This window comes from Legionella quinlivanii, assembly GCF_003265995.1.
Classification (GTDB): Bacteria; Pseudomonadota; Gammaproteobacteria; order Legionellales; family Legionellaceae; genus Legionella_C; species Legionella_C quinlivanii_A.
Genome location: NZ_MVJN01000006.1, coordinates 254,732 through 270,421 on the forward strand (window position 1 = coordinate 254,732; position 15,690 = coordinate 270,421).

The window sequence follows — 15,690 nt, forward strand, 5'->3', positions numbered from 1 at the left end:
GGTTTTCATTTATGCAACAACCCTGTGCATCCTTACACCAGGGCTTCTTTTTCGGTCATTTGCATTGTGGTCTGCGTTAAATCAAGCAGTTCACGAATCGCAACAAAGTACATTGTGTAATTCAGACTGGAACTGGCACGAAGATCAGCCAATATATGCTGCCAACGTTCAATCAAACCAGAATGGCTCTCTGCCCATGCAGTGAAACAACCCATGAAATCTTTCTGCTGATTGTCCAGCGTAATCACTCCCATTGTAAGCTGTCTTTGCTGCCAATCCAAATCATCACGTAATGCCTCACGTGACAACGCTTCCCAGTTATTGTCTGTTGGATGAGCAATAATTTGAGAACGGATCCAGTGCAAATCGAGAAACTCTCCAATCCCAAAATAAAGTTCGGCCACTTTAGTTACACTAATATCAAGCTGCCGAGCAATTTCCACAATATCCATCGCTGAAAATAAAGCACGGACGGCCGTTAGATCACGAGCAAGCTCAGGGCTTAATCCCTCTTCCAGCTGCTGGTTATATTGAGTTAAGTAAACTTCTTTATAATCAGCGCCGAATATGCCAGGAATCGCTTGTTTTAGTTCAGCTATCCCTGGGGCGAAAGCCTTAACAGCCTTACTGATATTTAAACGCAGACGCTGGTTACGCAAGAACCATCTTGTGGTTCGCCTCAACAAGCGCACACAAGACATAACCAGATCCATTTGCTTTTCAACCGTGATCAGAGTTTCCAGATTTTCAATCTGATGCCAGATGTTATCAATATCCAGAATGCTTCTTGCAATCATATAGGCTCTTGCAATGGCCGATACAGGCGCGCCGGTTTCCTCTTGCATACGAAATACAAAATGGAAGCCCATTTCATTAATGATAATATTGCTTAATTTTGTAGCAATAATTTCACGTTTCAATGGGTGCTCCTGCATTTGCTTACTAAATCGCTCTTGCAGAGGCTTAGGGAAATAGCTCACCAAAATTCCTTTCAGATAACTATCTTCCGGCACATTGGTTGCCAGGATTTGCTCTTTAAGAATGGTCTTACTATAACTCTGCAATACCGCGATAGCTGGACGCCCAAGCCCTTTGCCCAGGAGCTTTCTCTCCATGAAGACTTTATCGTCTGGCAAAAACTCCAAAGCCCGATCGATTTTACCAGTACGCTCTAACTCGTTAATATAGCGAGTATGCAATTCGACCATCCGCAGGGAATTTTCGGCTGTAAAACTAATAGACCGGGTCTGGGCAAAATTATCTTTAAGCACCAATGCCGCGACCTCTTCCGTCATTTCTTCTAAGAGCTCATTTCGCTGTTTAAAAGTTAAATCACCGGCAGCAACAATTGTATCCAGCAAAATCTTGATATTGACTTCTTTATCTGAACAACTTACCCCTGCGGAGTTATCGATAAAATCTGTATAAATCAAACCGCCAGCCAGGGAATATTCAATTCTGGCAAGCTGGGTCAAACCAAGATTTCCGCCCTCAGCAACCACTTTACAGCGTAGTTGAGTCGCGTTGATACGGATTGCGTCATTGCTTCGATCTCCAACATCCAGATGCGTTTCAGTGGTCGCTTTAACAAAAGTACCGATACCAGCACTCCAGAGCAAGTCAACTTTGGAACGTAAAATGATGCGAATCAGTTCATTGGGCTCGATATCTGATTGCTTGATACCGAATGCCTGCTTCATTTCCTTGCTGACAGCAATCGATTTGGCATTACGATTAAATACGCCGCCACCCTTGGAAATTAATTTTTTATCATAATCCGCCCAGGTTGAACGAGGTAAATTAAACAGGCGCTGACGTTCATTAAAACTGGTTTCGGGGTTCGGGTTAGGATCAACGAAGATATGCATATGGTTGAAGGCGGCAACCAGTTTGATGCGATGCGATAAAAGCATCCCGTTGCCAAATACATCACCCGCCATGTCACCAATACCCACCACAGTAAAATCGGTGGTATTGATATCGACATTCATTTCATAGAAATGCCGTTTGACTGATTCCCAGGCCCCACGTGCGGTAATACCAATTTTCTTGTGATCATAGCCCACCGATCCGCCGGAAGCGAAAGCATCTCCCAGCCAGAAACCAAATTCCAGCGAGATTGCATTGGCAATATCAGAAAATGTGGCGGTCCCTTTATCCGCCGCGACGACCAGGTAGGGATCATCTTCGTCAAAACAAATAACATTCGCCGGCTTGACGACATGACTGTCTTTATAATTATCAGTAATATCAAGCATACCGCGAATGAAATCCTGATAACAGGCAATACCTTCCGCCAGGATCTCTTCTCTGGAACCATTGGCAGGCAAACGTTTGGGAACAAATCCTCCCTTCGCTCCTGAAGGCACAATTACCGCATTCTTGACCTGCTGGGCTTTCATCAATCCCAGGATTTCAGTGCGGAAATCTTCACGACGATCCGACCATCGCAATCCCCCGCGAGCTACTTTACCGCCACGAAGATGCACTCCCTCGAAGCGGGGAGAATAAACGAAAATCTCAAATAAAGGATGCGGTTTAGGTAAATTGGGAATCAGCTTGCTATTTAATTTAATAGAGACATAGGGCTTATAATTCCCCTGCTTGTCCAGCTGATAATAATTCGTCCTTAAGGTCGCCGCCATTGTATGCACATACTGTCTGATAATTTTGTCTTCATCCAGATTGGCTACGTTATCCAGTGCGGCAAACACTTCTTCAACCTTTTCACCAAATTGAATTTCACGCTTTGGATTAGCATCTGGATTGAAGCGCATTTCAAAAAGTTCAACCAGTTTTTTGGCAATCAGCGCATTGTTATTCAGTGCGGATTCAATATATTCCTGGCTGAAGGTCAGACCTATTTGCTTGAAATAACGCGCGTAAGTACGCAAAACTGCGACTTGTCTCCAGTTTAAACCAGCGGCCAGAACCAATTGATTAAAGCCGTCATTTTCTGCTTCACCAAACCAGACACTGGCAAAGGCATTCTGAAATAAATCTTTAATTTCATCGATATCAAAACATTCACCCCCGGTGTATTGCAATGAAAAATCATTGATCCAGGTTGTTTTGCCATCTTCAAATTTTAAAGTATAGGGTCTTTCACTAATGGCACGCATACCCAGCCGTTCAATGATAGGCAGCACATCTGAAAGCGGAATAGTATTATCATGCTGATAGATTTTTAGCCTGAAGCTGCTCGCCACTTCATCCATCGGACGATAGAAGTTCATTACCAGGGGATTATCTTTCGATAATGCCTCTATATGTTTGATATCATAAACTGCTGTTCGCGGAGTAAAATTATCTTTATACGCACCAGGGAATGCAGATTTGTAGCGCGCATTCAGCCTGTTCGAGACTTCTTCACCAAAGGCCTCTGACAGAAAGTGTTGCAAATCATCCGTCCAGGAACGGCCAATCTCAATAAGCTTTTGTTCGATTTCTTTAAAATCCCACTCGGTATTATCCTGAGGATTGGTTTTGATGATAAAGTGAATACGGGCAAGAACCGACTCTGAAAACCAGGTCGAAAAACTGATTTCCTGCGCGTTAAAACTCTCGGCAAGTTCTTTTTGCATTGCCTGACGCAATTCAGTATTAAACCGTTCCTTGGGAACGTAAACCAGGCAGGAAACAAAGCGGCGATAAACGTCTGTACGAGCAAACATGCGGATACGGCGGCGTTCCTGCATGTAAAAAATGCCCATAGAGATTTCAAGTAATTCATCTTCAGACGCCTGGATCAAATCGTCGCGAGGCAGAGTTTCCAGAATATTCAGCAGGACTTTGCCAGCATGGCTGCGAGGATTCAAATTGGAATTTTTCATCACTGTCGCGACTTTATGCCTTAGAAAAGGAATATGCTTGGGATTGGTATTATAAGCCGCAGAGGTGTAAAGACCAATGATGCGTCTTTCCCCGATAACCTGCCCTTGTTTATTAAAGCGTTTCACACCGATATAATCGGTATAGGCACTGCGGTGAACAGTAGCTTCTGTGTTAGTCTTGAACATCACCAGAGCACGATTCGATAATGTCAGTTCGCGTGCTTCAGGCGTCATTGCCGAAATACTGCGTACATTCGACTTGCTCATGCTGGATCTCAGAACCCCCAGACCCGTTTGCGCAATCGGCTGAAGAATTGTTTCCTGTCCCTTATGAACCAGATCATAATCCCGTATACCAAGAAAAGTGAAATGATGGTCTTCTATCCAGCCTAAAAATTCTTTGGCCTCCTCCACCTCAGCCTGATCGATTATTCCTGCAGCTTCACTAAGCTCGTCAATCGCTTCACGGACTCGTTGCCGCATCATTGGCCAATCTTCGACAATAGCGCGATTATCTTCCAGAACCCGCTCGAAATTACGATGTAATTCTTCAAGCACTTCAGGATCAGTCTGGCGATCAATTTCGATAAAAATAGGGGCTTCTACATAGATGGACGATCCTTTTTCACTGCTGCCTCTTGGCAATACCTCAGCAACCTGGTGCTGTTTATCTCTGCGAACAGTAAATCCGCCCATATGAATCACTAAATGGGAAACCAGGCCAAGACGGTTAATCACCATGCGTAATGTGTCAACCAGAAAAGGCATATCGTCAGTGATGACCTCAACAACAGTATGAGTTGTCTGCCATCCATGCCGTTCGTAATCGGGATTATAGATTCGAATTTTGGTTTCATTGGGAGAACGTTGCTGAATGAGCGCCCAAAAATTGATAGCTGCACCATACAAGTCATCAATGTCCCATTCACCCAAATCTTCAAGGGCAACGGTGCCAAAAAACTGACGAACAAATTCGGCACAATAAAGGCCCTGATCACCGGTCATTTTCTGACGTAATTTATCAACGACTTCCTGGATAATCAGATCCTTGCCCGCTTCAAACTTATAAGACATGCATTTACCTCATCAGGATGGGAAATAAATTTTTGAGGAATTATATACTGGACCCCATTCAATTTGCGAGAAATTAAAGCATAGAAATTGCAACTGTTATTGAATATATACCGGGGTTCCTACTTCTACCCAGTCCGACAGGGCAATAATGTGGCTATTTCTCATACGAATGCAGCCATGTGAGCCGGGATGGCCCAATGGGGTAGTATCAGGTGTTCCATGAAGATAGATGAATCGTTTAAGACTGTCTACTTCTCCGCCCTGGTTTCGACCTGGCTCCATCCCATCCAGTTGGAGAATGCGCGTCAGGATCCAGTCTCGCTCGGGGAATTGGCTTGCCAGTTCCTCGGTGTACATTTCTCCAGTCCATTCTCTGGCAACAAATACCGAATTAGCTTCTGCCGTTAATCCCAATTTACTATAAATACGATGCCAGCCTCTGGGGGTACGGAAACTGCCCTTTTCCTCCCCCAGACCGTTTTTGGCTGAAGATATCGGATAAACATTAACTAAGGAGTCGTATGCATAGCAATACATCGACTGCACCTGGGTATTAATAACTATAATCTGACGGCTCATTTTATTGCGACAGTTTTAACATTCACAAACTCAAGAATACCTTCACGGGAAAGCTCTCTCCCCAAACCTGAGTGTTTTGTACCCCCAAATGGGACACGTGGATCTGATGCGACAAAGGTATTCACAAAGCAGGATCCGGCATCTATTTTATTACGGGCTATCCTTTCGCCGCGCGAAATATCACGGGTAAAAACCGCAGCGCCCAAACCATATGAGCTGTGGTTGGCAAGCTCTATTCCCTGCTCTTCATCCTTCGCATCGATTAGGGCAATCACTGGTCCGAATAATTCCTCATTAAACGCCGGCATTCCCGGTTTTACATCAACAAGCAAGGTAGCGGGATAATAAAAACCCTCTCGCTGCGGAATTTTTCCTCCTGTAATCAGCCGACATCCTTTAGACAGGCTTTGTTCTACTTGTTTCTGAAGAGTTTCTCTCAGATCGTTTCTCGCGAGCGGCCCCAACTTTGTTGTATTTTTTGCCGGATCATCCATTTGATAGGCAGCTATTAATTGTTCTATTTTCTGCTGCAGCGTGTCTTTAACAGAATGAACCGCAATTACACGTTTAGCAGCGATACAAACCTGGCCGCAATTATTCAGCCTGGAAGAAACCACAGCCTGGGCAGCGATATCCAAATCCGCATCTTCCAAAATTAAATAAGGATCACTTCCGCCTAACTCCAAAACCGCTTTCTTCAAATTTGAAACGGCTAGCCCGCCCACAATCCGCCCGGCTTTTTCACTGCCTGTAAAACTCAATCCAGCCACCTCGGGGTGTGCAATCACTTTTGCTGCCACGTCATTATCTATAATCAGATTTTGAAATAAATGGTTTGGAAAACCTGCTTCGAGAAATAATTGTTCCATCGCATTGCCAGCACCAATGGAAATCGGTGCGTGTTTCAACAATACCGCATTTCCCGCCATGATGGCCGGAATGGCACAGCGAAAAACCTGCCAGAAGGGAAAATTCCAGGGCATAATCGCTAAAATAACCCCCAGTGGTTTGTAACAGACAAATGTTTTTTTCATTTCCGTCTGAATGCTGTGATCAGCCAGATAATGCTCTGCATTTTCGGCATAATGCTCACAAACCCAGGCGCATTTTTCAATTTCAGCCTGAGACTGGGTTATAGGTTTACCCATTTCCATTGTAATAATTTGAGCCAGCTCTTCAGACTTTTGCCGCAATAACTTTGCCAATGCCAGCACCAACGTCGATTTTTCAGCGAAAGTTTTGCTTTTCCAATCTTTAAATGCCGTATGAGCATTGTGAATCCTGGTTTCGGCAGTCCTGTAATCCAGAGCCTTATATTCGTTAATCAGATGCTCATTCGCCGGATTAATTGTTTGAAATATCATATTCCATCTCCTGTTGGCTTTTTCCCCGAACCAAAAGACCGAGAAGCAGTTTAAATTAGTATAACACTTCGCCCCCCTTTTCAGGAAACGGGCATTTTAAAGTTCATTTATTAATTAATTGGAGTATTTTTTATTAACAATTTTCGCTAAATACACAAATATCTCAATCAGATGACCGCTATCCTTGCCTCAGATAAATGATTATTGTTACTATTTTGCTATTTGTAATCGTTGGAATAATTCCAACACTAAACTAATTTGTTTTGCAAATGTAATCTGCAAAACCGCCATACAGGATTAGAAATGACAAAACAAAAACTGGGCTACCGTTTTTCTCATTATTTGGTCGCCTGGGCAGTACATGCCTTTACAGCCAGTGCTGCGTATGTGGGAATATTGACCCTTATTAAAATTTATCAGCAGGAATATCAACAGGCACTGTGGTATATGGCCATTGCGGTGGTAATCGATGCGCTGGATGGCACCTTGGCAAGACTTGTAAAGGTCAAAATGGTATTACCCAATATCGATGGCGCCTTGCTGGATAATCTCGTGGATTATGTTAATTATGTGATTACTCCCTGCTTTTTCCTATACGCCAAAGCAGATATGCTTCCCCCTTCACTGGGTCTATTAATTATTATTGCGATTACAATCACTTCGTCCTACCAGTTTACCCAGTCTGATGCTAAAACGCCTGATCATTTCTTTAAAGGATTCCCCTGTTACTGGAATATTGTTATTTTTTACATGTTTATTTTTAACACATCCATGTATACCAATGCCTTGATTCTGGGAATTTTATGCCTCCTCGTTTTTGTTCCGGTCAAATACGTCTATCCCTCGCGGCTCGACTATCTGACAGAATCCAGGGCACTAAAGGTGCTGATGCATGTCTTCTCAATAATGTATGGAGTTTGCTCTGCGATTATTTTATGGACCTATCCCGAGCTAAACCCATTTTGTCTGGCTGTCTCACTCATTTATGTGGTTGTTTATTTGTTGTTAAGCATTTACAGAACGTATTACCCGATGATCAAATCACGAATCACTGCTCATCGCGAAGAATTAGAGAGCAAGGTTTAAAAGGAGGTTCACTTTTAGACTCAATCTCATTAGAATAGCCGCTTTTACATTGGTATAAAGGTTAATAATGTCATCATTAAAGACAGGATTTGCAGGAATTTTATCGCTGCTGGCTTCAGTAAGCAGTTATGCAGAGGGGTTTCCTCGTGGGTGCGAAGTCACCGGTTTTGGATACAATGGCTATAATCTGGTTCTTAATGAAACGGGAGATCAAAGCTTTTATTTGATACAGAATCGCAGTACGCATCATGTTGAACTGCAGCGTATCGAAACAAAAGAGGTCTTTATGAGCCCTCCTCTGACCGCAAAATTACAAGCTGCTAACTGGGCAGCCTTTGCATCCGATGAAAAAGAATTTAACTTTCAATGTTTTGTCGTTGAAGACAACAACACTGAAAAAGTAGATTGCCGTGAAGTGCTCGACGTATGTCAATATCCAAGAGCAAAATTTGCTTTAAGCAACATGGGCAATTATTGGGTTTCCACTAACAAACCACAGCGCGAAATCATCAATGACGCAGCAGCCAAAGGCATCTATTTACGCTGGTAACAAGATGCCATTAACATTCCGTGATTATTTCTTTTGGATGCTTGGTATTGTGGGTGCAATCATTACGCTTTATGGTTTCACCCAGACCAATGCACAAGCCTATTATGTAGCAGGCTCCAGCCTTCTATTGCTTACTGCTATTTACTCCAGACTGGTATTTTTTATTGCTCTTGAACTTATTCTAATTGCAGGGCACGGCGCGATCTTGCTGGGCATTGGCTCTATTCTGCAATTTGCCATCCCGGTCTTATTATGCGTGCAGCTGCTAATCTTTTTTTATCTGATAGGCCAGCTCAATAATATTTTCCTTCTGATAGGTATAGTCGGTATTGCCAGCTTATCGATAGGTTTTTCTTATGCTAATGAATGGATATTTTTTATTGGCGGAATATCCCTGGCAACTTATGCATTTTCTATTGTAAAGAAGAACCCTCTGGTATTACTCTGGGCGGTTTTAAACAGTTTATTCGCACTCATTGCTATTATTAATGTGATTTTTTAGAAAATTGCACAAAGGAGTTGGTTATGGCAAGAACACCTTCAAATATGAAAGAGCTGGGCTCTGCAGCGCCTGAATTTTCCCTGACAGATGTTATTTCCAATAGCAAAGTTGAATTGCGTTCTCACAAGGGTCAGATTGCCACAGTGATCATGTTTATTTGCAATCATTGCCCCTATGTAAAACATGTTAATAAAGAGTTGAGCCAATTGGCAAAAGACTACACTGGTAAAGGAATAAGCTTCATTGCCATTAATTCAAATGATGTAAAAAACTATCCTGATGACTCTCCTGAGAATATGCGAATTACTGCACAAACAGAAGATTATCAGTTTCCTTATCTGTTCGATGAAACTCAGGATGTTGCCAAAGCCTATCAGGCGGCCTGCACCCCGGATTTCTTTATCTATGATGCGAATCTGACACTGGTTTATCGTGGACAACTTGACGACTCACGTCCGGGAAATCAAATTCCGGTGTCCGGTATTTCTATCCGCAATGCACTGGATTGTCTGTTAAACGCACTGCCCGTTTCCACAGAGCAAAAACCAAGTTTGGGATGCAATATCAAATGGAAAGAATAATTAAATTTAGTCACTAAAAGGAAAATATTATGTCAGCTAGCCAGGCGCAGATTGTTCGGTTTCATGAAACAGGGAATGCCGATGTGTTAAAGCTTGAGAGCGTCGCATTGCCAGAACCCGGCCAGGGCGAAGTACGCTTGCGTGTCCATGCGATTGGCTTAAATCGCGCGGAAGTAATGTTTCGCGTAGGCCAATATCTTATAACGCCCCAGTTCCCCTCCAAGATTGGTTATGAGGCTTCAGGAGTCATTGAAGCTGTGGGTCCAGGTGTAGATCCCCAAATGATTGGTAAAAAATTTAGTACGGTTCCCTGTTTTGATATGGGTAAATACGGAGTCTATGGTGAAGTCGCCATTTTACCTGCTTATGCTCTGGCGGCTTATCCTGAGAAATTATCCTTTACTGAGGCGACATCCATCTGGATGCAATACATGACTGCTTATGGCGCACTCGTTCATTACGGGAATGTATCTAAAGGTGATTTCGTGTTGATTACTGCAGCGAGCAGTAGTGTCGGTATCGCAGCTATTGAGACAGTGCGTGCTCAGGGCGGTATAAGTATTGCTACAACTCGTACTCAAGCTAAAAAAGCCGAATTACTTGAGCTTGGCGCTGATCATGTGATCGTCACTAACGAGGAAGATCTGGCCGCGCGAGTAAAAGAAATTACTGGAGGCAAAGGCGCACGCGTCATTTTCGACCCTATTGCAGGCAAAGGTATTGAAGCATTGGCTGAGGCTGCCTCAGACAAGGGAATCATCTTTGTGTATGGCGCATTGGCCAATGAGCCGATGCCTTTCCCTCTGTTCACTGCCTTAAACAAGGGACTCAGCATTCGCGGTTATACACTGTTTGAGCTCAGTACCAATCCTGAGTTACGAAAGAAAGCAGAGCATTATATTTTTGATCATCTGCAAAGTGGAACATTTAAACCACGTATAGCTCGCAGCTTTACCCTGGAGCAAATAAAAGACGCTCATCGCTATATGGAATCCAATGAACAGATTGGAAAAATTGTGATTTCAGTCCAGTAAAACCGGCACGGTACGTAAATTTATACGTACCGTCACCTCTTTTACATAGTCACTACAGCGCGAAAACGCACCTGGCCATTCTTTACTTTTTCATAGGCCTTATTGATTTCATTCAAAGAATAGGTTTCAGCAACTACTTTGACTTTTCCTTTAGAAACCATATCAAGCGCTTCAAAAAGATATTCCCGATGGTTTTGCTGGCTGCCGATTATTTTTATACGTTTGACGATTAAATCGGCTATAGAAACCTGCAGAGGATTAACATCGAATCCCATTGCCACGAACCGGCCATCCGGTCGCAGTGCACCGAGGCTCTCAAGCATGGCTTTATTGGAATTGGTCGTGCTTAAAATAATGTCAGCACCCCCCATTTTTAATAAGTCTTTGCCATCGCGAACAATTTCATCGGCCCCCATTTCTTTAATCAGAGAGTCTTTATCAGGTGAGTGTGATACCGCGATAGTTTCATAGCCTGCCGCATGCGCGAACTGTACTGCCAAATGCCCCAGACCGCCAATTCCTACCACCGCAACACGTTCATGCGGCTTGGGTTCTGCCCAGCGTAGTCCCGACCATACAGTATAGCCAGCACAGAAAACAGGCGCAGCCTGTTCAAAACTGACTGAGTCCGGAATAAGCATGGTTGCATCAGCAGGAGCCACCATGTATTCAGCATGCCCACCAGCCGCATCCCCTCCAGTAACATGCATATTCGCGCAAAATAATGGCCGCCCTCGTAAACACCACTCACAGCGTCCACAGGTACTCTGTACCCAGGGAACACCCACACGATCCCCCACTCGCCGGCTTGAAACGCCTGGTCCTGTTTCGACAATTTCCCCAACCGGTTCATGTCCTAAGGTACGAGGAAACATGCCAGGCAAATGCCCCTCAGTCTGATGCACGTCAGTATAGCAAAGCCCACTGGCATGTATTTTAATAAGCACCTGATTAATATCAGGTTTAGGTGTGGGGATATCCTTGATTTCCCAATTGGCATTGATTGCGGGTACAATTGCAGCTCTCATAATCCTCTCTCTGGAGTGAGTGTGAATCTCTTCGACTAATCATAGTACAGGTGCAGCAAATAAAGTAGTAATCACTTACTGTGAATGCAGGAAAGATTGGATATAATACCCAGGGCAAAACTGAGGTCACTGAATCACAGGAAAATCACATGACATTTTCAATAAACGATTTGCATTCTATTGCCGAATTAGCCCATCTTGATATAGAGGATGAGGACATGGATTCACTGGCGAAAGAAGTCAATTCGATTATAAATTTCGCAGAACGAATACAGCAAATGAACACCGATGAGGTCGCGCCACTGTTTCATCCAATGGATATGCATCAGCGGTTTCGTCCTGATGAAGTGAGCGAAGACAATTGCTTACAGCAGTTAGAGGAAATCGCTCCTTTATTTGAAGAAGCTCACTATCTGGTACCCAAGGTTATTGATACGGAAAAGCAGGATGTTTAAAAACTTACGAGAACTGATTACTGCTCTGCATAGCAAGAAAATATCCAGTACAGAATTAACCAGCCACTATCTTAAACGCATCGATCAGTATAAAACATTAAACTGCTTTATTAATGTGGATGCCGAAGCAGCAATGATGCAAGCCCAAAAAGCGGATCAGCTTCTTCACAAAGGTGAAGCTCAGCTATTGACTGGCGTGCCAATGGCTCATAAAGATATTTTCTGCACATCCGAGCTCGCAACCACTTGCGGATCAAGAATGCTCGCTGATTATAAATCACCCTTTTCGGCCACCGTGGTAAACAAATTCGCCGCTCACAATACTGTATTACTTGGTAAAACCAATATGGATGAATTTGCCATGGGCTCCACTAATGAGAACAGCTATTTTGGCCCGGTTAAAAATCCCTGGAATTTATCCTGTGTTCCCGGAGGATCGTCAGGCGGCTCCGCTGCCGCTGTTGCGGCCGACCTGTCAGCTTTTGCAACAGGCTCTGATACGGGAGGCTCCATCCGTCAGCCCGCTGCGTTTTGCGGCATATCCGGTATTAAACCTACCTATGGTCTCGTCTCCAGGTATGGCATGGTCGCTTATGCGTCCAGTCTGGATCAGGGAGGTCCAATGGCCAGAACCGCAGAAGATCTGGCTTTGGTTTTATCTGTCATGGCGGGATTTGATCCGAACGACTCCACTTCCTACCCCAGTAATATTCCCGATTACTCGAGTTTCCTGAATCAGTCTTTGAAGGGCCTGCGCGTTGGGCTTCCTTCCTGCTTTTTTCAGGCAGAAGTTAATTCGGAAATTCAGGTGGTAATAAGACACGCCGTGAAGCAATTGGAAGACGCCGGGGCGATTATCGTGGAAATGGATCTTGGCTTACAATCCCTGTGGGTTCCCTGCTACTATCTGATTGCCTGTGCTGAAGCCTCCTCCAATCTTTCACGTTATGATGGAATACGCTTTGGTTACCGAAGTGCCAGAGCTGGTGATATCAGAGAACTGATTGCGGCTTCACGCTCTGAAGGATTCGGTCTTGAAGTCAAACGCCGAATTCTGACTGGTACTTATGCCCTGTCTTCCGGATATTTCGATGCTTATTATTTAAAAGCACTGAAAATACGTCGACTGATTCAGCAGGAACTATTGGCGCAATTTTCAAAAGTGGATGTTATCCTGGGACCTACAACCCCTACTCCGGCTTTTCCGCTTGGTGAAGTCCAATCTGATCCCATACAAAATTATTTGGCTGATATTTTTACAGTGGCATCCAATCTCGCTGGAATTCCGGCTATTTCCATTCCCGCGGGTCAGATTAGAGGCTTACCGGTTGGCATGCAGCTAATGGCGAAACATTTTAATGAAGCCTTGTTATTAAATGTCGCTCATCAATTTCAACTGTTGACTGACTGGCATCAACGCCGTCCGGCCTTGTGAGGACAATATTATGCAATGGGATACCGTAATCGGCCTTGAAGTGCACCTGCAGTTACAAACTAAATCAAAACTTTTTTCAGGCTCAGCAACCCGGTTCGGTGCACGGGCAAACACACAGACTTCCTTTATTGACGCAGGCTTACCCGGTGTTTTGCCTGTGTTAAATAGTGAGGCCGTGCATATGGCCATTCAATTTGGACTCGCCATTAACGCGAAGATCAATAACTTATCTTATTTTGAACGTAAAAATTATTTCTATCCTGATTTACCCAAGGGATACCAGATAAGCCAGTATCAATCTCCCATCGTCAGTGATGGCCGTCTGCGTATTGAAACCCCCAATAGCGCTACGAAAGAAGTCGACATTGTACGTGCGCATTTGGAGGAAGACGCAGGTAAGTCGGTTCATGACGCCAATCCTGATTACACCGGCATTGATTTAAACCGCGCGGGAACTCCCTTGCTGGAAGTAGTCACTGCCCCCTGTCTCTACTCCTCGGAGGAAGCGATAGCCTATCTTAAAACATTGCATCAGTTAGTTCGTTTTCTAGGTATTTGCGATGGCAATATGCAGGAAGGCTCATTTCGATGTGATGTTAATATTTCTTTAAAACCTGCCGGCTCCGCAGGTTTAGGGGTGCGTACTGAGTTGAAAAATCTCAATTCTTTCCGCTTTATTGAAAAAGCCATTGCCTATGAACAGGCAAGACACCAGGATCTTCTGGAAAATGGTCAACCAGTAATTCAGGAAACCCGGCTCTTTAATCCCGATACCGAACGCACTTATGTATTGCGAACCAAGGAGAATGAGCAGGATTATCGTTACTTCCCGGATCCCGATCTCTTACCTGTGGATGTGGAGTCATTGAACATTGAAAGCATCAAAAACAGCCTGCCGCCATTACCTGAAACAATTAAAAAACAATTGACGGCAATGGAAAATATTAATGAGGATGACATACAGTTTTTACTCTCCTCACCAGAAAATTATTATTTTTTTGTAAAGGTTCTGCAGCAAGCTCCGGTTAGCGAGAAGCTGGTCATTAATTGGCTCAAGGGGCCTTATCAGGCTTTACTGAAGGAAAAGCAGCTTGATTTCCTGAACCCGCCAATAACAGCCGGGCAAATCGCTTTATTATTGAACCACATTAGCGCGGGCAAGATTAGTAATAATCAGGCCAGGCAAATATTTAATAATCTCGCGCTTCATCCTGATGCCAATGTAGAACAACTGGTAGAAGATGCAGAAGCCAGCCAATCTGAAAGCGCTGCTGAAATTGAGCAATTTATCAAGGAGTTGATTGAAAAAAATCCTGTACAAGCTCAGGAATACCGCCAGGGAAAAGAAAAGCTCTTCGGTTTTTTTGTAGGCCAGGTAATGAAATACTCGAAAGGACAGGCGGATCCCGCTGTTGTTAATGAATTACTAAAAAAATATCTTGCCTGAGCAAGCATCTTGCACTTCGCTTATCAAGGCTACTCTTACAAAGTAGCCTGATAAACGAAATCAGATATATTTTATATTCCTGCGCTGGCAGGTCGTAAACTTCTTCTAGTAGGGTTTCACAATTACTGTCGTACCTACATCAATGAAATCCTGATTCAACCATTGCGCAGCACTGGGCAGTACCCGTATACAACCATGGCTGGCATTATAGTTAGGAACTTCATAAGCTGCATGGATTGAATAACCACCGCTAAAGTGCATACAGTACGGCATTCTGGCTCCGCCGCCTGTTTCGATAGGATAAATACTGGATGTACATTCAGCACCTTTTTTAGAATATACCCTGAATGTACCTGTTACTGTGCGGCAAGGGCGACCCACGTCCTCACAGAAATCCTTTCCTCCCGAAGCACTACCTGTCTGGACCCGATTACCCTGGGCATCATAAGCTGCCCATGCTGTCGCTTTCGGGTCAAAGATAAATACTTTACGTCCTGTAGCCGCTCGCTTCTCAGGGAAGTAGTTGCTGCCTTTAGAATCCGATTTATAAAACGCCGTATAATGGGTGTACCCCCCATCATCGACAATCGGCACTGAGCGATCCATTGAAGCGCAAGCTGCGGTTAACACCGAAAGCGATCCAATGATAAGTTGTTTTTTCATTGGTGTATCCTCCCTCTCTTTTTTTTTGTTATCGGGAGAATAAAAAATAGGTTTAGCTT

General features: G+C 43.9%; 13 protein-coding genes. 8 read left to right on the top strand and 5 right to left on the bottom strand.

The annotated features are described in order from the left end of the window. Positions 1 to 32 precede the first annotated feature (32 nt). From B1207_RS09530 to B1207_RS09540, 3 genes are all read right to left on the bottom strand, one after another. Positions 33 to 4,907, bottom strand: a complete 4,875-nt coding sequence (locus B1207_RS09530) for an NAD-glutamate dehydrogenase (RefSeq protein WP_112219740.1) — start codon at positions 4,905 to 4,907, stop codon at positions 33 to 35. 96 nt (positions 4,908 to 5,003) lie between these two features. Beyond that, positions 5,004 to 5,486: a L,D-transpeptidase gene (locus B1207_RS09535; protein WP_112219741.1), complete on the bottom strand. Its 483-nt coding sequence runs from the start codon at positions 5,484 to 5,486 to the stop codon at positions 5,004 to 5,006. Next, entirely contained in the window at positions 5,483 to 6,850 is a 1,368-nt protein-coding gene (locus B1207_RS09540; RefSeq protein ID WP_112219742.1) for an NAD-dependent succinate-semialdehyde dehydrogenase, read from the bottom strand. The genes B1207_RS09535 and B1207_RS09540 overlap by 4 nt, the downstream gene beginning before the upstream one ends. 303 nt (positions 6,851 to 7,153) lie before the next feature. Between B1207_RS09540 and pcsA the strand changes: the two genes are divergently transcribed. The 5 genes from pcsA (at position 7,154) to B1207_RS09565 (ending at position 10,603) form a co-directional block, all read left to right on the top strand. Next, a complete protein-coding gene (gene pcsA, locus B1207_RS09545; RefSeq protein ID WP_112219743.1) occupies positions 7,154 to 7,936 on the top strand; it encodes a phosphatidylcholine synthase in 783 nt (260 codons plus the stop codon). 67 nt (positions 7,937 to 8,003) lie between these two features. Next, positions 8,004 to 8,486: an enhanced entry protein EnhB gene (locus B1207_RS09550; RefSeq protein ID WP_112219744.1), complete on the top strand. Its 483-nt coding sequence runs from the start codon at positions 8,004 to 8,006 to the stop codon at positions 8,484 to 8,486. Positions 8,487 to 8,490: 4 nt separating this feature from the next. Further along, a complete protein-coding gene (locus B1207_RS09555) occupies positions 8,491 to 8,988 on the top strand; it encodes a hypothetical protein (RefSeq protein ID WP_172458252.1) in 498 nt (165 codons plus the stop codon). Between the two features lie 23 nt (positions 8,989 to 9,011). Then, positions 9,012 to 9,569, top strand: a complete 558-nt coding sequence (locus B1207_RS09560) for a thioredoxin family protein (protein WP_112219745.1) — start codon at positions 9,012 to 9,014, stop codon at positions 9,567 to 9,569. 29 nt (positions 9,570 to 9,598) lie between these two features. Beyond that, positions 9,599 to 10,603 (top strand): zinc-dependent alcohol dehydrogenase family protein, encoded by a 1,005-nt coding sequence (locus tag B1207_RS09565; RefSeq protein ID WP_112219746.1) that lies wholly within the window; start codon positions 9,599 to 9,601, stop codon positions 10,601 to 10,603. A 41-nt stretch (positions 10,604 to 10,644) separates the two neighbouring features. Here the strand turns inward: B1207_RS09565 and B1207_RS09570 are convergent, their stop codons facing one another. Then, a complete protein-coding gene (locus B1207_RS09570) occupies positions 10,645 to 11,631 on the bottom strand; it encodes an alcohol dehydrogenase catalytic domain-containing protein (protein WP_112219747.1) in 987 nt (328 codons plus the stop codon). Positions 11,632 to 11,780: 149 nt separating this feature from the next. Here B1207_RS09570 and gatC point away from each other — a divergent pair, with 149 nt between their 5' ends. Genes gatC through gatB form a run of 3 tightly spaced genes read left to right on the top strand, consistent with a single transcriptional unit; the run spans position 11,781 to position 14,968 of the window. Then, positions 11,781 to 12,086 carry an Asp-tRNA(Asn)/Glu-tRNA(Gln) amidotransferase subunit GatC gene (gatC, locus tag B1207_RS09575; protein ID WP_112219808.1) on the top strand — a complete coding sequence of 102 codons (306 nt, stop codon included), beginning with the start codon at positions 11,781 to 11,783 and terminating at the stop codon, positions 12,084 to 12,086. Further along, entirely contained in the window at positions 12,079 to 13,521 is a 1,443-nt protein-coding gene (gatA, locus tag B1207_RS09580) for an Asp-tRNA(Asn)/Glu-tRNA(Gln) amidotransferase subunit GatA (RefSeq protein ID WP_112219748.1), read from the top strand. The genes gatC and gatA overlap by 8 nt, the downstream gene beginning before the upstream one ends. A gap of 10 nt (positions 13,522 to 13,531) precedes the next feature. Beyond that, positions 13,532 to 14,968 (top strand): Asp-tRNA(Asn)/Glu-tRNA(Gln) amidotransferase subunit GatB, encoded by a 1,437-nt coding sequence (gatB, locus tag B1207_RS09585; protein ID WP_112219749.1) that lies wholly within the window; start codon positions 13,532 to 13,534, stop codon positions 14,966 to 14,968. Between the two features lie 105 nt (positions 14,969 to 15,073). On the opposite strand, the gene B1207_RS09590 is transcribed toward gatB, so the two are convergent. Beyond that, the gene (locus B1207_RS09590; protein WP_112219750.1) at positions 15,074 to 15,631 is read right to left on the bottom strand and encodes a L,D-transpeptidase; all 558 of its coding nucleotides are present in this window, start codon (positions 15,629 to 15,631) and stop codon (positions 15,074 to 15,076) included. Positions 15,632 to 15,690 lie beyond the last annotated feature (59 nt).